This window comes from Streptomyces sp. NPDC058289 (genome assembly GCF_042880975.1).
Classification (GTDB): Bacteria; Actinomycetota; Actinomycetes; order Streptomycetales; family Streptomycetaceae; genus Streptomyces; species Streptomyces stoeckheimensis.
In genome coordinates this window covers 58,444-77,097 of record NZ_JBHVYI010000036.1, presented here as the reverse complement: position 1 = coordinate 77,097, position 18,654 = coordinate 58,444, and the positions used below count along the sequence as shown (strand labels likewise).

Sequence of the window (18,654 nt, the reverse complement as noted above, 5' to 3'; positions counted from 1 at the left end):
CCCGTTCCCGGCCGCGGAGGCGGCCGGGAACGGGCGGCCCGGAGGCCGCGGAGCCCCGGAGGCCGCTGCGCCGGTCCCGGACATCCCGGCGCCCCGGCAGCACGGCGGGCACCGGGACCACGCCGACGGGCGTCCCGGTGGGCAGCATCCCGGGCGGCCCCGGTCCGAGGGCGCCGAGGTGCCGCGGGAGCTGGTGCGGGAGCTGCCGGTACGGCCGGCCGACGTGTGTGCGCTGGGCCGCCGGCACGGGCGCTGGCATCCGGACAGCCCGGAGGCCCGTATCTGCGCGGGCGTCCAGGGCGGCTGACGGCCAGGCCCCGGTGCCGCTCCCCCGGGGGGCCCGGATCCCGCTACTGGTTCTGCTCCGGGAACGGCCGGGGCCCCTCCCCCGGTTCCGCCGCGAGCCGGCGCTCCAGCCGGGCGATGGCGGCCCGTACGCCGTTCCCGTACCCGTCGTCGGCCAGGGCCCCGGTGGCGGCGCGGGCCCGCGCCAGGTGGATCCTGGCCGCCTCGGGGCGCCGTAGCTTCACGTAGTCGGCGGCCAGGCTCAGGTGCAGCGACGGGTAGAAGACCCGCACGGCCGAGGGCGGACCGGGACCGTCGGAGTCGGCGTGGGCGGCGGCCAGGGCCCGCAGGTCCCAGGCCAGCTCCTCGGCGGGGTCGTCCTGGGCGTCGGCGAGGTAGTGCGCGAGCGTGCAGCGGTGCAGGGAGTCGCCCTCCGTACCGATCTCGGACCAGATCTCGCCGAGCCGGTTGCGGGCCTCCTCGCGGTCGCCGGCGTGCAGCAGGATGGCCGCTTGGCCGATCCTGGTCATGACGGCGTCCTCTGACGCCTCCTGCTGCTCCGTCAACGCGGCCTCCGGCTTGTTCCCGTCAGACCTGCTCCGGTCTGATCATCAAGACGCTAGCCGGAGGCACCTGCAATGCCGCCTAGGCGCGGTCGGTCATCGGCCCAGGTCCGGGATCCGCCAGTCGATCGGCGCATGGCCCTGGGCGGCGACGGCCTCGTTGATCTGGGTGAAGGGCCGGGAGCCGAAGAACTTCTTGGCCGACAGCGGGGAGGGGTGGGCGCCCTTGACGACCGCGTGCCGCTCCTCGTCGATCAGCGGGAGCTTCTTCTGCGCGTACGCCCCCCAGAGGACGAAGACGGCCGGGTCGGGGCGCTCGGCCACCGCGCGGATCACCGCGTCGGTGAACTTCTCCCAGCCCTTGCCCTTGTGCGAGTTGGGCTCGGCCTCGCGGACGGTGAGCACCGCGTTGAGCAGCAGGACGCCCTGCTCGGCCCACGGCATCAGATAGCCGTTGTCCGGGATCGGGGTGCCCAGCTCGGCCTGCATCTCCTTGTAGATGTTGCGCAGCGAGGGCGGGGTCTTCACGCCGGGCTGCACGGAGAAGCACAGTCCGTGGCCCTGGCCCGCGCCGTGGTAGGGGTCCTGGCCGAGGACCAGTACCTTCACCTGGTCGAACGCAGTGGCCTCCAGGGCCGCGAAGACCTGTTCGCGGGGCGGGTAGACCGGCCCGTTCGCCCGCTCCTTCTCGACGAACTCGGTGAGTTCTTTGAAGTAGGGCTGGTCCAGCTCCCCGCCGAGGACGGGGAGCCAGGACTCGGGCAGCATCTGGGTCACGGCGACAACCTCCGGTACACGTTGTTCGAGACTCACGTCTGCACGCCTGCGCGTCTGCACGCCTGCACGCTCGCGCAACTGCTTCGCGCGACTGGTCCAGAACTTACCGGTGGCCACTGACAACGCGATGCCCGCCCGCCCCGCCCGGGGGCGGTGCGGACGGGCGCGGCGGCGTACGGGCCTGCTACCAGCTGGTCTTGCGGTACAGCTCCCACAGCTGCATGACGGTCTGCGGGTCGAGCGCCCGCTCCGCGCCGGCGATGTCGTCGCGGGCGGCGACGTACAGCTTGCCCTGCCACAGGGGCAGCAGCCGGACGTCGTCGGCGAAGATCTGCTGGGCCTTCTCGAACTCGTGGATGCCGGCCGACCGGTCGCTCTCACGACGGGACTTGGGCAGGATGACGCTCAGGATCTCGTTGGACTCGTACGGGGTGCCGACCGCGTTCTCCTTGCCGACGAACGGCGCGATGAAGTTGTCCGGGTCCGGGAAGTCGGGGAACCAGCCGCGGCCGAAGACCGGGTACTCGCCCTTCTTGTAGCCCTCCTGGAAGGCCTTCCAGGGCTGCCCGCGCAGCGTGATCTTGAAGAGCCCGCTCTCGTCGAGCTGGCGCTTGAGCTCGGTGAACTCGTCCGCGGTGGAGGCGCCGTAGCGGTCGGTGGTGTACCAGAAGGTCAGGTTCACCGGCGTGGGGATCCCGGCGTCCTTGAGGGCCTTCCTGGCCTTGGCCACGTCCGGCTGGCCGTAGGAGTCGTAGAACGGCGTCTTGTGGCCGACGACCCCCTTGGGGACCATCGAGTAGAGCGGCTCGGCGGTGCCCTGGTAGACCTTCGAGACGAGCGCCCCGCGGTCGACGATCTGCGCGATCGCGCGGCGCACCTCGACCTTCGCGACCTGCGGGTCGGTGGGGTTGAAGATCAGGTAGCGGATCTCCGCGCCGACGTTCTCGACGACCTGGACGCCCGCGTCGTGCGAGGCGGGGGCCTGGAGGTCCTTGACCTCGTCGGCGGAGAGGCCGCGGTAGGTCGCGTCGATCTCCTTGCCCTTGAGGGCAGCGATCATCTTCTTGGAGTCCGCGAAGTAGCGGATGGTGACCCCGCCGTTGCGGCGGTTGGCGAAGCCGTTGTAGCTCTCGTTGCGGTTCAGGACCGCCTCGCCGCCCTCTTTGTACGACTCGAGGGTGTACGGGCCGGAGCCGGTGACCTTGTCGCCCTCGCGCAGCTTGTCGGCCGGGTACTGCTTCGGCGAGACGAGCGAGGCGGCCGGGGAGCCGAGCACGAAGGGGAAGGTGGCGTCCGGGGTGTTCAGGTGGAAGACCACCGTCTGCGAGTCCGGGGTCTCGATCTTGTCGAGGCTGCCGAAGAGGGCCTTGGGGCCGGAGGGGGCGTTGATGGCCTTGATCCGGTCCAGGGAGTGCTTGACGGCCTTGGCGTCGAGCGGCTCGCCGTCGGAGAACTTCAGGCCCTTGCGCACGGTGCAGCGGTACGACTCGTTCCCGGAGTCGGTGAACTCGCAGTTCTGCGCGGCGTCCGGCTGGGGCTTGGTGGCACCCGTGGGGAACGCCAGCAGGGTCTGGTAGACGTTCCGGTAGAGCTCCCAGGAGCCGTCCCAGGCCGCGGCGGGATCGAGGGTCGTGGGTGCGCTCGTCGTTCCGACGACAATCCGCTGTTCTCCATTGCCGCCGTCGTCCGAAAACAGGCCGCATCCTGAGAGCAGGGATATGGACGCAAGGGCCGCAGTGATCTGCAGGCATCTGGTCCGGTTGAACACGTGCACGCTCCTCGATCAGCCAGGGGTGCGGCAGACCCTACCGCAGAGCATCACGAAACCAATGGGTAGGTTTCGTGCGGCACTTGACCGATTACGTGCCCATTCGGTACGCATTCGCCTCCCCTTCGGAGGCAAATGCGTCCGATTATCGGTCAATGCACCCCGGCATTAAGGAACATTCCCCCGTCGACGACGAGAGTTTGTCCCGTGATCCATTCCGCTTGTGCAGATGTAAGGAACGCGGCGGCCCCTCCGATGTCCTCCGGAAGCCCGAGGCGGCCCAGCGGGTACGCCGCCGCAGCCTCCTGCTCCCGGCCCTCGTAGAGCGCCTGGGCGAACCTGGTCTTGACCACCGCGGGCGCGATCGCGTTGACCCGGACCCCCGGCGCCATCTCGTGGGCGAGCTGCAGCGTCAGGTTGACCATGGCCGCCTTGCTCATCCCGTACGCCCCGATGAAGGGCGAAGCGGAGACGCCGGCGATCGAGGCGATGTTGACGATCGCCCCGCCGTTCTCCTTCTGCCAGGCGTGCCAGGTCCGCTGGGCGAAGCCGAGCGCCGAGATCACGTTGGTCTCGAAGACCTTGCGGGCGACCCCGAGGTCCAGGTCCGCGATCGGCCCGAAGACCGGATTGGTCCCCGCGTTGTTGATCAGGAAGTCGACGCGGCCGAAGGCCTCCATCGTGCGTTCCACGGCGACGGCCTGGTGGGCCTCGTCGTGCGCCTTGCCCGCGACCCCGATCACCCGGTCCGCACCGAGCTGTTCGACGGCCTCCTTGAGGGCCTCCTCGTTCCGGCCGGTGATGCAGAGCCGGTCGCCGCGCGCCACCAGGGCCTCGGCGATGCCGTAGCCGATGCCCCGGCTCGCACCGGTGATCAGTGCGACCTTGCCGCTGTCCGTTCCGTCGTACGTCATAGCGTGCACCTGTCTCTCGTCAGCTGAGCGGGCCGCCGGCCACGTACATGACCTGGCCGGAAACGAAGCCGGCGGACTCGCCGGCGAAGAAGGCGATGGCGTTGGCCACGTCGTCCGGGCGCCCGACGCGCTGCACCGGGATCTGGGTGGCGGCCGCGGCCTGGAAGTCCTCGAAGTCCATGCCGACCCGGGCGGCCGTGTGGGCGGTCATCTCGGTGACGATGAAACCGGGGGCGACGGCGTTCGCGGTGATGCCGAACTTGCCGAGCTCGATGGCCAGGGTCTTGGTGAAGCCCTGCAGGCCGGCCTTGGCCGCCGAGTAGTTGGCCTGGCCGCGGTTACCGAGCGCCGAGCTGCTCGAGAGGCTCACGATCCGGCCGAACTTGGCCGCCACCATGTGCTTCTGACAGGCCTTCGACATCAGGAACGCACCGCGCAGGTGCACGTTCATGACGGTGTCCCAGTCGGTGTCGCTCATCTTGAAGAGCAGGTTGTCCCGCAGCACACCCGCGTTGTTGACGAGGATGGTCGGGGCGCCGAGCAGGCTCACCACCCGTTCGACGGCCGCCTCCACCTGCGCGCTGTCGGAGACGTCGCAGCCGATCGCGACGGCCGTGCCGCCGGCCGCCGTGATCGTCTCCACGGTGTCCTTGCAGGCCGCCTCGTCCAGGTCGAGTACGGCGACCGCCCGGCCTTCGGCGGCCAGGCGTACGGCAGTGGCGGCGCCGATGCCCCGGGCCGCCCCGGTCACGATCGCGACGCGCTGCTCGGTGGTGGACATGCTGGATCTCCTCGCCTTGGGAAAGCGGCCCCTCAGAGGTGAGCAACCGCTTAGTAGCTTCAGCTGAGGAGACGCTAGGAGCCCTGGCACTCCGTGTCAACGGGGAGCAGATCCAGCCGACTACCGGACCAACAGGTCCAGCAGCCGCTCCACCTCGGCGGCGGGGTCCGCCGTCAGGCCCGTGTGGACCGGGCCCGGCTGCACCACCGTGCTGCGCGGCGCGATCAGCCACCGGAAACGCCGCCCCGCGTCGTCACCCGCCGCCTGGCCGGCGGACTCGCCGCCCTCGCACACGCCCTCGACCCCGCGCAGGGCGGCCCGCACCCCGGCCACGTCGGCCTTCGGGTCCAGGGCGAGGAGCTTGGCCTCGTCGAGGTGGGTGCGCGCGCGGACGTAGGACTGCGCCCGGCAGTAGACGATCACGCCGGCGTTGAAACACTCGCCGCGCTCCATCCGGGGCACCACACGCACCAACGCGTACTCGAACACGTCCCGCTTGATCACTCGCTGTCGCTCTTCATCTTCCGGGGACGGGGGTCGAGGCGGTCGGCGAGCCAGCCGGGCGGACCCGACCGGACCTTCGCCCCGGCCTCCATCGTGATCCTCTCGTGGATCGTGGCCGCGCGCGGCAGCAGGACCTCCACGTAGGCGCGGCGCAGCGCGTCGGTGGAGTCGAAGCCCGGCTCGTCGACCAGCCACTCGTCGGGCACGTCGGCGGCGACCTCGGTGAGCAGCTCCTCGGTGACCAGCGGCGCGAGCGCGGCCGCCGCCGCGGCGATGTCCGGGCCGACCGGGGCGAGTACGTGGTCGGAGGCGTTGTAGGGCTTGGCGGCGGCGCTCTCGGCGGTGGGCCAGTTGTGGTGCCAGATCATGGTGGCGCCGTGGTCGATGAGCCAGAGGTCCCCGTGCCAGACCAGCATGTTCGGGTTGCGCCAGGACCGGTCGACGTTGTTGATCAGTGCGTCGAACCAGACCGCGCGCCCCGCCTCGACGGGGTCCACCTGGTAGGCGAGCGGGTCGAAGCCGATCGAGCCGGGGAGGTAGTCCATCCCGAGGTTCAGCCCGCCGCTGGCCTTGAGCAGCTCCTGCACCTCCTGGTCGGGCTCGCCGAGCCCGATGACCGGGTCGAGCTGCATCTGCACCAGCCTGGGGACGCGCAGCCCCAGCCGCTGGGCCAGGCGGCCGCAGATGACCTCGGCGACCAGGGTCTTGCGACCCTGGCCGGCTCCGGTGAACTTCATGACGTACGTACCGAGGTCGTCGGCCTCGACGATTCCAGGGAGCGAGCCGCCCTCGCGCAGAGGCGTGACATAGCGGGTCGCCGTGACTTCTGTCAACATCTTCCCAGGCTACACACCCCACGGGCCTGCATATCCAAGTCGCCGTCGGGGAATAGCTGACCCTTCACCGGCCCCCACCAGCCAACACCGGGAAATATTCGGCTTCACATACCGAGATCACCCGCGGCAAGGATATCGGGAGGGCGGGTCACCCGCCCCTAGGGGTGCACTCGGGCACGGCACAGCTCTCCCCAAGGCACCGATCCCAGGCAACCTCGCGCATCTCCTTTCCATTCCAAGGCCTACGTCAGATCGAGCGCCCCCCGAGTCCCGCACCGCATGGCAACGAAGTTGCCCGATCTTCACGACGGTCCACCAGGAGAAGAAGTGATCACCGCGGCCAGGTGCGCTCCTCAGCACGGACGCTGTCAGGTCGCGACACTCACTCAGCTACGCGATATCCACCGATATGAGGCTATATTCCACATTTCGGAGGGCTACGGCGTTGCGGCCGATGCCCATGCGTGAACGGGGCTGGGATGCGGGACGAGGAAGAAGGCGAAGCGCCCGGCCCTCCGGTGCGCGAGCCGTCCCTGCTCGACTCGATCGTGCCCCTGGTGGTGCTGGCCGTACTGGTCGCCGGGTCGCTGGCCCTGTTCGGGCTCGACGCACTCGACGGGCCGATCCAGGTGGCCCTGGTGCTCTGTGCGATGGCTGCGGCGCTGGTGGCGATGAAGAACGGCCATCCGTGGAGTGCGGTGCAGCAGGCAGGCCAGCGCGCCCTTTCCTCGATCACCAGCGCGGTGTTCATCCTCCTGGCGGTGGGCGCCCTGATCGGGGTGTGGAACCTTTCCGGGACGATCCCGACCTTGGTGTACTACGGCATCCAGGCGCTCTCACCGAGTTGGTACTACGCGGCCACTGCCGTCATCTGCGGCGCCATCGCCCTGAGCATCGGGAGTTCCTGGACGACCGCGGGCACGATCGGTGTGGGGTTGGTCGGAGTCGCGGACATGCTCGGCGTGTCCACAGCGATCACAGCTGGCGCGGTGATCTCGGGCGCGTACCTCGGAGACAAACTCTCCCCGCTGTCGGAGACGACGGTTCTGACCGCCCAGATGGTGAAGGTCGACGTCCACGAGCACATCAAACGCCAGGCGTGGACGTCGTTGCCCGCGTTCGTCATCGCCTTCGCGGTCTTCCTGGTGATCGGCCTGGTCAAGAGTGCCGACGTGGTCAACCCGGTGGGAGAGGACATCGAGCTCGCCCGCCTCGGCGACATCTACCACATCACTCCCTTGAACCTTCTGCCTCTCGTCCTCCTGGCCTTCCTGTCGGTCAAGAAGGTGCCGGCTTCGCTCGCCCTCATCGGCTCGGCCATCTTCGCGGGCGTGCTCGGCGCGTTCCTGCAGCCCTCCGTGATGCGGGACTTCGTCGTCGGGTCCGGAGACGTCGTGCTCGAGTCGCTGAAGGGCATCTGGCTCGCCATGGCGAACGGATTCTCCATCCGGCCCGGCATCCCGCTGATCGACCAACTGCTCTCACGTGGCGGCATGGACAGCGTGCTCCTCACCCTCTGGCTGATCATCGGTGCGGTCACCTTCGGTGCCGTGCTGGAGGAGTTCGGCCTCATCGCTCGGCTCGTGGACCCACTGATCCGCTCGGCGAAGAGCACCGGCCGCCTGTTCCTCACCGTGTTCGCCTGCGCCTTCGGCCTGAACGTCGTCGCCGGTGACCAGTACATCGCCCTCGTTCTGCCCTCGCGGGTGTTCCGTCTGGAGTTCGAGAAGCGCGGGCTCGCACCGACGAACCTGTCCCGTCTCTGCGCCGACAGCGGCACGGTCACCTCCGCGCTCGTCCCGTGGAACTCCTGCGGCGCGTTCATGGGAGCGGTGCTCGGCGTCCCCACCCTGACCTACGCCCCGTTCGCGATCTTCAACTACGCCAGCCCGGCCCTGAGCGTCCTCTACGGCATCACCGGGTTCAAGATCGAGAAAGTCGCACCGCCCGAGGCCGGGTCAGTGACCGGCTCCGAGGGCGGGTCCGGGTCCGGGGCCTCCATCGGCCGGTAGCCGGCAGCCCCCACCACCGAGAGTCGTAGACGAAGGAAGCCATGAGCAACGCCGAGATCAACGACGCGGCGGCGACCACCGCAGGCCGGCCGGCCGTCAAGTTGACGCTGCTGACACTGACCGCGATGGTGGTCGGCTCGATGGTCGGCGCCGGGGTGTTCTCCCTACCGCGCCGCTTCGCCCAGGAGACGGGGGTTGCGGGCGCCCTGATCGCCTGGGCGATCGCCGGTACGGGCATGCTGATGCTCGCGTTCGTGTTCCAGACCCTCGCGGTACGCAGGCCCGACCTCGACGCGGGCGTGTACGCCTACGCCAAGGCCGGATTCGGGGAGTACCTCGGGTTCTTCTCCGCCTTCGGCTACTGGGCGAGTGCGTGCGTCGGCAACGTCACCTACTGGGTGCTCATCATGTCGACGATCGGCGCGATCTGGCCCGCGCTCGGCGACGGGGACACCCTCCTCGCCGTCGTCCTCTCCTCGGTCGGCTTGTGGGCGTTCTTCCTGCTGATCCGCCGCGGAGTGAAAGAGGCGGCCGCGATCAACAAGATCGTGACCGTGGCGAAGGTCGTGCCCATCCTCGTCTTCGTCGTCCTCGCACTGTTCTGCCTCGACACGGACGTCTTCGCAGCCAACTGGGGCGGCGCCGACTACGCCGGTTCGCTGTTCAACCAGGTCCGCGGGACGATGCTGGCCACCGTCTTCGTCTTCCTCGGTGTCGAGGGGGCGAGCGTCTACTCCCGGCACGCCAAGCGGCGCGAGGACGTCGGGCGCGCCACCGTCCTGGGATTCCTCAGCGTCTTCGCCGTCTTCGCCTCGGTCACCATCGTGTCCTACGGGATCATGCCGATGGCCGAGATCGCCGAGCTGCGCCAGCCCTCCATGGCCGGTGTCCTGGAGCACGCAGTCGGCACCTGGGGCAAGGTCTTCGTCAGCGTCGGCCTGATCGTCTCCGTCCTCGGCGCCTATCTGGCCTGGACGCTCATGGCCGCGGAAGTGCTCTTCGTCGCCGCGAAGGACAAGGACATGCCCCGTTTCCTGGGGCGGGCCACCTCTGAGGACGTGCCGGTTCCCGCGCTGTTGATGACCACTTCCCTGAGCCAGGTCGTCCTGGTCGTCACGATGTTCTCCGAGGACGCGTTCAACTTCGCGCTCGACCTGACCAGCGCACTGAGCCTGATCCCCTTCCTGCTCGCCGCGGCCTTCGCCGTGAAGGTCGCCTCCGGGCCGGGCCGCGAGGAGACCGTCGGGCGGAGCACGCGCGGGGAGCTGGCGATCGCGGTGGTCGCCACGCTGTACACGGCGTTCCTGCTCTTTGCCGCCGGGCTCAAGTTGGTCCTGGTCTCCTTCATCCTCTACGCCCCGGCGACGTTCCTGTTCGTCAAGGCGCGGCGGGAGCAGAACCGGCGCCTGTTCTCCCCCGGCGAGGCCGTCATCTGTGCCGTCTCCATCGCCGGCGCTCTCGTGGGAGTGCTCGCTCTGGCCGTGGGCTGGATCGAGCTGTGATCCGTACCTGACCCCCGATCCCCGATCGGGATACCTGATCCCCGATCCATCCAACGAAAGGCGCAACGCGTTGAGCACCGACAGCACCCCCCGGCCCGCCTTCGGCGTCCACTCCGAGGTCGGCAGGCTCCGCAAGGTCCTGGTCTGCGCACCCGGGCTCGCGCACCGCCGCTTGACCCCCACCAATGCGGACGACCTGCTCTTCGACGACGTCATGTGGGTGGAGAACGCCCAGCGCGATCACGCGGACTTCGTCAACAAGCTCACCCAGCGCGGAGTCGAGGTCGTCGAGCTGCACGACCTGCTCGCCGAGACCATGGCCATTGCCGAGGCCAGGACCTGGCTCCTCGACCGGAAGATCACCGCCAACGAGGTCGGCCTCGGACTCCTCGACGGCACCAGGGCCTTCTTGGAGACCCTCGCCCCGCGTGAGCTGGCCGACTTCCTGATCGGTGGGTTGTCGACCGCCGACCTGCCGGACGACTTCCGGTCCGGCTACGTGGCGCTCGCTCGCGAAGCGACCGGTGCGCGGGAGTACCTGATGCCGCCCCTCCCCAACACCCTCTACACCCGCGACACCACCTGCTGGCTCTACGGCGGCGTCACGCTGAACCCGCTGTACTGGCCTGCCCGGCACGACGAAACCCTCCTGATGAAGGCGATCTACACCTTCCACCCCGACTTCAAGGCCTCCACCGTATGGTGGGGAGATCCCGAACAGAACTGGGGCCAGGCCACGTTCGAGGGCGGCGACATCATGCCGGTCGGCAACGGCGTCGTGCTGATGGGCATGAGCGAACGCACCTCCCGCCAGGCCATCACTCAAGTCGCCGCCTCACTGTTCAAGAACGGCGCCGCCCAGCACGTCATCGTCGCGGGCATGCCCAAACTGCGGGCCGCCATGCACCTCGACACCGTCTTCACGTTTGCCGACCGCGACATCGTCACCCTCTATCCCAAGATCATGGACGCGGTGCACACCTTCTCCCTGCGCCCGAGCGACAAGCCCGTGGGCGTCGAGATCACAGACGAGGGATCGAGCCCGTTCGTCGACGTCGTGGCCAAGGGCCTCGGGCTGCCCCGGCTGACGGTCATCGAGACCGGCGGGGACGTGTACGCCTCCGAGCGCCAGCAATGGGACAGCGGCAACAACGCGGTCGCCCTGGAGCCCGGCGTGGTCTTCACGTACGACCGCAACACTCAAACCAACACACTGCTGCGCAAGGCCGGTGTCGAGGTCATCACCATCGTCGGTGCCGAACTCGGGCGCGGGCGCGGTGGCGGACACTGCATGACCTGCCCGCTCATCCGCGACGCCGTCTCCTTCTGACGGGCCGGGCACCGTCGCGGCGCGGCCCGTCGGATCCGCCCGACCCCAGGTCCCACCGGGCGCAGGTCCCACCGGGCCCGGTGCGGGTCTGCGGCAGGGCCGCTTACCGCCCGGTCAGGCAGTCGGGCCCGCGTCTGCTTCTCGGTGCATCCCCCTGCACAGTGCCCACACGACGAGAAGGTTGACGGCGATGAGCACCAGGGCCCACAAGGGGTAGTACGGCAGCCACAGGAAGTTGGCGATCGCCCCCAGCCCGGCGACGGAGACACCGAACAAGCGCGCCCACAGGGCTCCGCTGATGACGGCGCAACCGGCGAAGACGAGGGCGAGGCCCAGGATGAGGTGTACCCAGCCCCAGCCCGCCAGGCTGAACTCGAACACGTAGTGCCGAGTCGCGAGGAACAGTTCGTCCTTGGCGATGGCCGCGATCCCTTCGAAGATCGCCATCGCCCCACCGAAGATCATCAAGGCTGCTGCCAGCACGGTGGTGCCGGATGTGGGCGCATGCCAGGGACTCGGGTGCGCGGTGCCTGCTCGGGGTCTGCTGGCGTCACTGGCCATTTCGATCTCCATGGGTTGCAGAACCGGCCTGGTATGCCGGGACCGGCGGGATCCCCTGTTTCAGCGTGTCACGGCAGCCTTCCATCGGCATTCCGGCCCACTACGACTCCACGCGCTCCCGCATGACCGAGTGCTGGAGAGCCGGCACTGAGCTCGCCGCTCGGCGCGCGCAGCGGTGGCGGGATGCTGAAGCCCCTACGGGGGCATAGCGTGCGTTGAGGTCCTGTCGCCACACCGGGAGGCGTTCATGTCGGAGCTGATGGTGATCGGATACGAGGATCCCGAGACTGCCCGGCGGGCCTACGCCACCGTGCAGGAGCTTCACCGGGATCACGTCGTCAGCGTGAGCGGGCTGGCGGTGGTGTCGGTGGATGTGCAGGGCGAGACCCACGTGGACACGCCGAGCCGTCTCATCGGTCCGTCGGCTGCGGCCGGAGCGGTGTGGGGCATCGTCTTCGGCGTGCTGTTCCTTCTGCCCGGCGTCGGGTTCGTTACCGGTGCAGCGGTCGGCGGACTGCTGGGGAAGCTCGGCAAATCAGGTGTCGACGAGGAATTCCGCCGACGCGTTCAAGATCTCCTCAAGCCTGGGTCGGCGGCCGTGGCGATCATGGGCCTGATCGTGTCGGAGGACAGGTTCTCCGAGGCCATGCGGCAGCACGGTGGCACGGTTTTGCAGACCTCGCTCGGCGCTGCGGAGGAGAGTGAGCTGGCCGAGCAGCTCGCGGGCTCTCGGCCGTAGGTGCGCCATGCCACTTTCGGTCAGGCCTTGCAGGCACGGCGGCGGGCAGTCGGGTCGAAGGAGGCCCGGACCTTGCGGCGCAGTGCCCTGCGGCACGCGTCAACCCGGTCGGTCTACCCCGGTCGCGACAGGCGAGGACGGCATCGAGCATGAGGTGATACCGACATCGGCTCGTCAGCGTGGAAGGAAGCCCTATGACCGTGTCCGGGAAGCACTCACCGGCTGGGCGGGGTGTGACGGCTGTCGCATTGACGCTGGTCGCCATGGTTTCGGGGGTGGCCGTGCTGGCGTCGTGCAGTACGGGTGCGGGAGACCAGTCGACCAGGACGTTCAGCCCCCCACCTACGCCACCGGACACGGCTGCCTTCTCGGGCACGCCTCCTTCCCTGATGAGTTCGGCTGCGGCGTCCGCACTCGCGTCGGCGTCGGCTGCGGCCTCGTCCGCGTCTGCCGCCGCTTCCGCCTTCGAGGCCTCTGTATCGGCCGAGACACTGCGGGCGAACGAGGCTGCTGCCAGGGAGTTGGAAGCGGTGTCGGGCGGTGGCAATGCGGGGGCAGATGTCTCGCTGCGCGGCAAGCCGAGGGCCGAGACCGGGGGGCTTCTGGCGCTCATCGTCAGCATCACCAACCGTACGGACAAGAAGGCGTCGTACGCCGTCCAAGTGGACTTCACGGATGCCACCGGCAAGGTCGTGGAGAGCAGGATCGTCGGAGCGGAGAACCTCGAGCCCGGCGAGCTGGCCCAGCCCCTCGCCATCAGCCGCAAGCCCGCCGACTTGAACCTGACACCACGGATCGCAAAAGCCCAGCGGTACTGATCGCCCGCTCGCGCCGCTGCGTCGGCTTTCGCGCCGACCGGTCGGCGCACGCCTTCTGACGGAGGCGGAATGCGCCCGCTTGAGAAGGAGCTGGACATGCCGTTCATCGAGGTCAAGCACATCGCGAGCTGCAGCACTGAGCAGAAGCGTGCGCTCGTCCGAGAGCTCACCGACGCATACGTCAGGGCCATCGGTACGGACGAGGGAAAGGTCTGGGTCACCCTGCAGGAGTTCGATGCCCAGGACTGGTCGACCGGTGGTGAGCTGGTCAGTGATCGGGGTGGCGCGTCGGGCTGAGCTCTTGGGGTCGGTTTGCCGCCGGTGCGGGGGTGGAGAGCCATCGAGCCACAGCGGGCACTTGGGCGGCGAGGTAGCCGGACGCGATGCCGACGCTCACCACTCCTCCGACCGCGATGAGCCAGGTCAGCAGGGTGAAGACCGAGCCCAGCGGCCCGAACTGCGCGATGCTCCGGTTCAGGGCGCCGGGCATGTAATAGCGCGACAGCCGGATGAGAACGGCGGTACCGGCAGCGGTGAGCAGCGCGCCGGGCAGGAGGGGCAGCCAGTTGAGGCGGCCGCCGAGGAGGAAGTGCTGGGTCCACCACCACAGCAGCGTGCTGGTGACGAAGGCCAGGAAGATGCCGAGCCCTTCGCCGGTACCGAGCCCGCCGCGCAGTGAACTCTGAAGGGTCAGAGCGGCCAGCCAGATCAGCAACCAGACGAACCACCGCCATGCGATCAGGCGTGCCTTGGCCCGTGGCAGGTGCCATGAGCGCTCGCACAGGCGTTGCAGGACTCGACTGCACTTGGTCGCAGACGTCACGGTGATGATGATGCCGAGGGCTCCATAGGCATTGCGCATGTCTTCATCGCTGGAGTCGAAGACCTGCGTGACTTCCTCCAGGGAAGCGCCGCGCAGCCCGAGTACGGCACGTACGGAGTCGACGAGTTCCTCGCGGACCGACTGCGGCGAGAACGCTGCGACGACGAAGAGCACCGGCACCGCGGTCATGAAGACTTCAGCGCCGAGGCGGTTGGCCGAGTCGACGACACGGACGGCGATCATCTGCCGGGAGAAGGCGTGCAGGAGGTGGGTGTGGCGACGCATCGCCCGGGAGCCGGTCTGGACGACGGCTCGTGCGCGGGCGAGGGCGGCATTCCTCAGGTGTCGCCGGCGGCCGCCGCCGCCTCCCAGGTGTTCGGCGGACATTCGCTCCCGCCTCGTCGTCAGTCCGTCAGCCGGCTGAGCCAGCGCAGCGCGGTGAAGCTGGGCATGAAGAAGTAGTCGCCACCACGCGTGACGACGAAGGTCGGAAGTTCTGGGAGTCGGCGCCGGATGGGTCGCTCCGGGACGGTGAAGACGCCGTCGCCCTGGTTCGCGCCGCACAGCGGGTCCTTTTCCAGACCATGGCCGATGAAGATCCCGCTGTTCACCCACTCCTCCTGGACGAACTCGAACTGCCGCCGCAGCGAAGCGCCGACGCACGCGAAGATCATTCCCCGGTCGACGGCGTCGTCCTCCACCACTCCCTCGGGCAGCGTCGGGCCGTAGACCGCCTCCCGGCGCAGCAGCCGGTGCCGACGCGGGTTGCCGACGACGTCGGCGTCGCGGGGGTTCATCCGCCGCACATGGGAGCCGACCGGGCACTTGAGGCCTCGCTCGTCCCCGTCCGCTTTGTAGGCGAAGTCGTTGTTGCGGGCCGGGTCGGCTCCGAGGTCCGGGTCGTCCTGCTCCGGTGCGAGGGTGAGCGGTGCGCCGCTGGGCCACCTGCCCATGATCTTCGCAGCGACCAGCTCCTCGTCACCGGAGACTGAGGCCTGTTCGCGTACGTACCGACGGAAGGCGGCCACTCGTTGGTGGAGCTTGCGGATGACGAGATAGCTGCCGTTGTGGCCGAGAACGGCCGGCTGGGGAACGGGAGGGATCCGACCGCTCTCGTCGGGATAGCCGAGGATGAACTCCCCTGCCTTGAGGGGCCCTTCCTTCGGATTGGAGCCAGGGATTCCACTTCCTTCGACGGCGGGGTGGCTGATGTTGTCCTGGAAGCCGAAGGGTTCCCGGCCGTCCGAGGAGCGGCAGTCCAGGCGGTAGAGGACGGTGATGCCCCCGACGCGGGACACCATGGCCTCGGCTCGCTCCAGCTGCGCGTCCAGCCGCTCCTGATCGGGAGCCATCGAGGTCAGGACCACATGGATGCCCGGAGAACGCAGCGGCTCCTCCCAATTGACCGGCGCACTGTCGCCGACGTCGTGGAGGCGGTCGGCGCGAGCTGCCATGCCCGCCCGGAACTCGGGGTCGAAGCTGTCCAAGGATGCCGACGGAACGCCCAGTGCTTGCAGGCCCTTGTAGGTGAGGGCAACGCTCAGCCAGGCGTCGGCGTCGGGGCTCGCGGGTTCCTCAGCCGTGCGCAGGGAGGGGATCAGCTGGGCGAGCAGTTCCCGTCCGGCCACCGCGTTGTCGATCCGCAGGAGCGTGAACACGCCGACGTAAGGGCAGGGCAGTGGGTGCAGGACCCCGCCTTGGATGTCCTCGAGTTGCAGTGGGGGGTACGTCGTCACGTGCGGCCTGCCTCTGCGGCGGCGGGAGCCGGATTGGGCGGGGCCAGATAGGGGAAGTCGTGGGTCGCCGGTACCGTCGCCTGATCGACGCCGTCGCTGATGCGGGGCCCGTTCCCGGCGCTGATGAAGAAGGTGTAGTAGGTGTCGAGGAAGTCGTCGTTGAGGGCCCGGCCGCCGCAATTGCGGTGCGGGCGGTCGGCGAGCACGTCCTGTTCGATGCCGAACCAGGTGTCCTCGGCGAACGGCTTGGTCACGTCCACGACGAGGAAGTCCTGGAGCAGCAGCCCGACGAGCGGGTGGTTGCCGTTCTCGTCCGGCGGCCAGTCGGTCTTGCCGTCCAAGCCGTCGTAGAAGCTCAGGTTGGCGCCCAGCCGGCTGCGGTAGGCATCCAGGTAGTCGTCCCTGAGGTGGAATGCGTCTTCCTGGTTGTAGAGCTCGCGCAGGTCGATGGTCCGGTTGAGCGGGTCGTATCCGGGCCACTGCATGCCGATGTTCTTGATCTCCGGGCGGCCGACGCGCTCCAGACGGACCGGTCGCTTGCCGGCTGCCAGTGTCTCGCCGACGACCGCGACCAGGGAGTGGTCCGGCAGCCAGCGGGCGCAGTCGACCTCCACGACGATGCCGAGCACGTTGGCACCGTCCATGGTGTTCGTGGTGACCTTCCCGAATGCCAGTTTTCCGGTGGTGACGGTCTCCATGATCGATTCGAGTTGGAAGATGAACGGGTCCGAAACGAGACCGGCAAACATCCGCAGCCCGTCACCGTCGCCACCGGAGCGGTCGTGCACGACCGCGCGCGCCTCGTGATGGGTGGGCGTCGTGCAGGTGCCGACCTGCACGGGCCGGCCACCGCCCGTCGGCGCCGAAGGCTCCGAGAAGGTGCATTCCAAGATCATCTCGGTGTCGTCGGCGCCGACGGCGAACCGCGCCTTCACCCCCGTGGCGGCGACCGACACGGGACGGAGCCGGAACCTGCACACCACGTCGTCGGCAAAGAGCGCTGTGTGGGCGGCCCGGGGGAACACGGTCATCACCAGCGTCAGGTGGCCCGGGCGCCCTGGGCTGGGAAAGGCGTACAGGTCGCAGATGTCGGAGGCCGGATCCTCCAGGGCACGAGGCGACGACAGGTGATCGGACATTCTTCTCTAGCCCGCCGCGTGGTCAAGGACGGCCTGGAACTGCGGGGTACCCAGCAGTTCCTGATGAGCAGGGTCGCGCACTGCCCGCTGGAACTCCGGGCTGTCCAGGAGAGCCTCGAAGTCCTTCTTCAACGTCAGCGCCTGCTGGATCTCGGGCACGGTGCCGTCGTAGAAGCGCATGTACTCGACAGCGGTCTCCTGGTGGTCGATCAGGTAGTCCAGGATGCCGGGGTCGCGCATGCCGCCTGCGGGGAAGCCCTCGATGTGCTGGAAGATCATGTCGAAGGCAGGGGCGTTGTGCTCGGCGAACGCCTCGATGTAGGGATCCCACTCACCGTCGTAGTTCGTGCAGAACATCATGCGCGTGTCGTTGTCGAAGAGGACCCACCGCCGGTCGTGCAGGGTGCCGATGAGGGCCCCGGCGTGCGCCTTCTGCTCGATCGGCCACTTTTCCAGCGTTTCCAGCGCCTCTCTGAGCTGCTTTTCGTGGCCCTCCTTCACCTTCCAGAAAGTCGTCAGCTCGCCCGTGGCGGCCTGCTTCTTTCCAGGCCGTGTCCGCTGCGTCTGCGCCGCAGTCCTGTCGTCCGCCATGTCCCGATCCCTTCGTGAGCTCGCACGCTTCTCGCGGGCTGGTTTTCTGTTGGTGTCCTTTGCTCGGCCTCAGCCGGTGCCGCGGTCCCCCGGCTGTGGCTGCGTACGCGTCCACGCGTCGCGTTGACGTTGGCGCACCAGGTCCTCCGACTCCTGCGGATGCACGTTGCGATAGCGGCCGGAGTCGGCGGTGACCATGTCCACCATGGCTTTGACCAGGTCGGCAGGGTCGTACTGCGTCGCGAACCGTTCGTCGAGGCGGGCCATGTCCTGCGGCCGGGTGAAGTTGCGCGCCGGGTCGTACCAGCGGTCGCGGCTGCGCACCATCTCGTCGTTGAAACCGGTCCCGTAGGGCCCCGGGTTCAGGGTCGCCACCTGCACCCCATGGGGGGCGAGCTCGTTGCTCATCGACTCCGCGATGCCCTCCAGCGCATGCTTGGAGGCGGCGTACGCACCCAGGTAGGAACCGGCGGTCAGTCCGGCGATCGAGGATACGAAGATCACCCGGCCGTGGCCTCTCTCCGCCATCCGGCGCACGACGCCCTGGGTCAGCGCGAGGGTGCCGAAGACATTGACCTCGAAGACCCGCCGCACCAGATCGAGCGGGATCTCGGAGATCGGGCCGCCCTCACCGATGGCCGCGTTGTTGACCAGCACATCGATGTCCCAGCCTGCGGCTGCCTGGCGGTCCGCCTCTGACAGCAGATCGAGCTTCTCCACCCGCAGGGTTCCCCCACGCGCGGACGCCGCGCTCTTCAACTCCGGAATCTGCTCGGCATGGTGCACGGCGGCGATGACCGACTGGCCGTTCGCCATGAGTTCCAGTGCGGCGTCGCGGCCGAAGCCTGATCCCGCGCCGGTAATGAGAACGCTCTTCGCCATGGCCTCAGCTCCGAGTCGGGTCCGGGCCCGCGACGGCAGTCGCGGGCCGAGGCCAAGCAGAGGAATACCCACCCGCGGTGACCGAGTCCATCA

General features: G+C 68.7%; 19 protein-coding genes and 1 pseudogene. 7 read left to right on the top strand and 13 right to left on the bottom strand.

The annotated features are described in order from the left end of the window. Positions 1–307, top strand: a pseudogene (locus ACFVX6_RS20275) (hypothetical protein); the annotation flags it as partial. A 43-nt stretch (positions 308–350) separates the two neighbouring features. On the opposite strand, the gene ACFVX6_RS20270 reads toward ACFVX6_RS20275, so the two are convergent. From ACFVX6_RS20270 to ACFVX6_RS20240, 7 genes are all read right to left on the bottom strand, one after another. Continuing rightward, on the bottom strand, positions 351–851 hold the full coding sequence (locus ACFVX6_RS20270; RefSeq protein WP_389693259.1) for a hypothetical protein: 501 nt from the start codon (positions 849–851) through the stop codon (positions 351–353). 93 nt (positions 852–944) lie between these two features. After that, positions 945–1,616 carry a uracil-DNA glycosylase gene (locus tag ACFVX6_RS20265; RefSeq protein WP_389693273.1) on the bottom strand — a complete coding sequence of 224 codons (672 nt, stop codon included), beginning with the start codon at positions 1,614–1,616 and terminating at the stop codon, positions 945–947. A gap of 193 nt (positions 1,617–1,809) precedes the next feature. After that, the gene (locus ACFVX6_RS20260; RefSeq protein WP_389693257.1) at positions 1,810–3,393 is read right to left on the bottom strand and encodes an ABC transporter substrate-binding protein; all 1,584 of its coding nucleotides are present in this window, start codon (positions 3,391–3,393) and stop codon (positions 1,810–1,812) included. Positions 3,394–3,545: 152 nt separating this feature from the next. Further along, positions 3,546–4,307, bottom strand: coding sequence for an SDR family oxidoreductase (locus ACFVX6_RS20255; RefSeq protein ID WP_389693255.1), 762 nt, complete (start codon positions 4,305–4,307; stop codon positions 3,546–3,548). Positions 4,308–4,326: 19 nt separating this feature from the next. Beyond that, a complete protein-coding gene (gene fabG, locus ACFVX6_RS20250) occupies positions 4,327–5,088 on the bottom strand; it encodes a 3-oxoacyl-ACP reductase FabG (RefSeq protein ID WP_389693253.1) in 762 nt (253 codons plus the stop codon). Positions 5,089–5,208: 120 nt separating this feature from the next. After that, a complete protein-coding gene (locus tag ACFVX6_RS20245) occupies positions 5,209–5,592 on the bottom strand; it encodes a DUF3037 domain-containing protein (protein ID WP_389693251.1) in 384 nt (127 codons plus the stop codon). Continuing rightward, positions 5,589–6,428 (bottom strand): HipA family kinase, encoded by an 840-nt coding sequence (locus ACFVX6_RS20240; protein ID WP_389693249.1) that lies wholly within the window; start codon positions 6,426–6,428, stop codon positions 5,589–5,591. Before ACFVX6_RS20240 ends, ACFVX6_RS20245 begins: the two co-directional genes overlap by 4 nt. A 479-nt stretch (positions 6,429–6,907) precedes the next feature. On the opposite strand from ACFVX6_RS20240, the gene nhaC reads away from it, so the two are divergent. The 3 genes from nhaC (at position 6,908) to ACFVX6_RS20225 (ending at position 11,272) form a co-directional block, all read left to right on the top strand. After that, a complete protein-coding gene (gene nhaC / locus ACFVX6_RS20235) occupies positions 6,908–8,440 on the top strand; it encodes a Na+/H+ antiporter NhaC (RefSeq protein WP_389693247.1) in 1,533 nt (510 codons plus the stop codon). A 41-nt stretch (positions 8,441–8,481) separates the two neighbouring features. Further along, positions 8,482–9,942, top strand: coding sequence for a basic amino acid/polyamine antiporter (locus ACFVX6_RS20230; protein ID WP_389693245.1), 1,461 nt, complete (start codon positions 8,482–8,484; stop codon positions 9,940–9,942). A gap of 70 nt (positions 9,943–10,012) precedes the next feature. Then, a complete protein-coding gene (locus tag ACFVX6_RS20225) occupies positions 10,013–11,272 on the top strand; it encodes an arginine deiminase (protein ID WP_389693243.1) in 1,260 nt (419 codons plus the stop codon). A gap of 114 nt (positions 11,273–11,386) precedes the next feature. On the opposite strand, the gene ACFVX6_RS20220 is transcribed toward ACFVX6_RS20225, so the two are convergent. After that, entirely contained in the window at positions 11,387–11,833 is a 447-nt protein-coding gene (locus ACFVX6_RS20220; protein WP_389693271.1) for a hypothetical protein, read from the bottom strand. A 247-nt stretch (positions 11,834–12,080) separates the two neighbouring features. Between ACFVX6_RS20220 and ACFVX6_RS20215 the strand changes: the two genes are divergently transcribed. The 3 genes from ACFVX6_RS20215 to ACFVX6_RS20205 all read left to right on the top strand — a co-directional run bounded on the left by ACFVX6_RS20215 (position 12,081) and on the right by ACFVX6_RS20205 (position 13,687). Continuing rightward, entirely contained in the window at positions 12,081–12,572 is a 492-nt protein-coding gene (locus tag ACFVX6_RS20215; protein ID WP_389693241.1) for a DUF1269 domain-containing protein, read from the top strand. A 194-nt stretch (positions 12,573–12,766) separates the two neighbouring features. Then, entirely contained in the window at positions 12,767–13,390 is a 624-nt protein-coding gene (locus ACFVX6_RS20210) for a hypothetical protein (protein ID WP_389693239.1), read from the top strand. Positions 13,391–13,459: 69 nt separating this feature from the next. Beyond that, entirely contained in the window at positions 13,460–13,687 is a 228-nt protein-coding gene (locus ACFVX6_RS20205; protein WP_389693237.1) for a 4-oxalocrotonate tautomerase family protein, read from the top strand. On the opposite strand, the gene ACFVX6_RS20200 is transcribed toward ACFVX6_RS20205, so the two are convergent. The 5 genes from ACFVX6_RS20200 to ACFVX6_RS20180 form a co-directional block, all read right to left on the bottom strand. Beyond that, positions 13,659–14,600 carry a YhjD/YihY/BrkB family envelope integrity protein gene (locus tag ACFVX6_RS20200; RefSeq protein WP_389693235.1) on the bottom strand — a complete coding sequence of 314 codons (942 nt, stop codon included), beginning with the start codon at positions 14,598–14,600 and terminating at the stop codon, positions 13,659–13,661. The two genes, ACFVX6_RS20205 and ACFVX6_RS20200, sit on opposite strands and share 29 nt — an antisense overlap. 17 nt (positions 14,601–14,617) lie before the next feature. Further along, on the bottom strand, positions 14,618–15,949 hold the full coding sequence (locus ACFVX6_RS20195; protein WP_389693233.1) for a Dyp-type peroxidase: 1,332 nt from the start codon (positions 15,947–15,949) through the stop codon (positions 14,618–14,620). Beyond that, positions 15,946–17,088, bottom strand: coding sequence for a DUF4331 family protein (locus ACFVX6_RS20190; protein WP_389693231.1), 1,143 nt, complete (start codon positions 17,086–17,088; stop codon positions 15,946–15,948). The genes ACFVX6_RS20195 and ACFVX6_RS20190 overlap by 4 nt, the downstream gene beginning before the upstream one ends. 6 nt (positions 17,089–17,094) lie before the next feature. Further along, the gene (locus ACFVX6_RS20185; protein WP_389693229.1) at positions 17,095–17,679 is read right to left on the bottom strand and encodes a hypothetical protein; all 585 of its coding nucleotides are present in this window, start codon (positions 17,677–17,679) and stop codon (positions 17,095–17,097) included. Positions 17,680–17,748: 69 nt separating this feature from the next. After that, positions 17,749–18,561, bottom strand: a complete 813-nt coding sequence (locus tag ACFVX6_RS20180) for an SDR family oxidoreductase (protein ID WP_389693228.1) — start codon at positions 18,559–18,561, stop codon at positions 17,749–17,751. Positions 18,562–18,654 lie beyond the last annotated feature (93 nt).

Excerpts from the sequence above, each read along its gene's own strand:
- ACFVX6_RS20265 (WP_389693273.1), bottom strand. The coding sequence starts at position 1,616 with ATGCTGCCCGAGTCCTGGCTCCCCGTCCTCGGCGGGGAGCTGGACCAG.
- ACFVX6_RS20255 (WP_389693255.1), bottom strand. The coding sequence starts at position 4,307 with ATGACGTACGACGGAACGGACAGCGGCAAGGTCGCACTGATCACCGGT.
- fabG (WP_389693253.1), bottom strand. The coding sequence starts at position 5,088 with ATGTCCACCACCGAGCAGCGCGTCGCGATCGTGACCGGGGCGGCCCGG.
- ACFVX6_RS20240 (WP_389693249.1), bottom strand. The coding sequence starts at position 6,428 with ATGTTGACAGAAGTCACGGCGACCCGCTATGTCACGCCTCTGCGCGAG.
- nhaC (WP_389693247.1), top strand. The coding sequence starts at position 6,908 with ATGCGGGACGAGGAAGAAGGCGAAGCGCCCGGCCCTCCGGTGCGCGAG.
- ACFVX6_RS20230 (WP_389693245.1), top strand. The coding sequence starts at position 8,482 with ATGAGCAACGCCGAGATCAACGACGCGGCGGCGACCACCGCAGGCCGG.
- ACFVX6_RS20220 (WP_389693271.1), bottom strand. The coding sequence starts at position 11,833 with ATGGCCAGTGACGCCAGCAGACCCCGAGCAGGCACCGCGCACCCGAGT.
- ACFVX6_RS20215 (WP_389693241.1), top strand. The coding sequence starts at position 12,081 with ATGTCGGAGCTGATGGTGATCGGATACGAGGATCCCGAGACTGCCCGG.
- ACFVX6_RS20210 (WP_389693239.1), top strand. The coding sequence starts at position 12,767 with ATGACCGTGTCCGGGAAGCACTCACCGGCTGGGCGGGGTGTGACGGCT.
- ACFVX6_RS20205 (WP_389693237.1), top strand. The coding sequence starts at position 13,460 with ATGCGCCCGCTTGAGAAGGAGCTGGACATGCCGTTCATCGAGGTCAAG.
- ACFVX6_RS20200 (WP_389693235.1), bottom strand. The coding sequence starts at position 14,600 with ATGTCCGCCGAACACCTGGGAGGCGGCGGCGGCCGCCGGCGACACCTG.
- ACFVX6_RS20190 (WP_389693231.1), bottom strand. The coding sequence starts at position 17,088 with ATGTCCGATCACCTGTCGTCGCCTCGTGCCCTGGAGGATCCGGCCTCC.
- ACFVX6_RS20185 (WP_389693229.1), bottom strand. The coding sequence starts at position 17,679 with ATGGCGGACGACAGGACTGCGGCGCAGACGCAGCGGACACGGCCTGGA.
- ACFVX6_RS20180 (WP_389693228.1), bottom strand. The coding sequence starts at position 18,561 with ATGGCGAAGAGCGTTCTCATTACCGGCGCGGGATCAGGCTTCGGCCGC.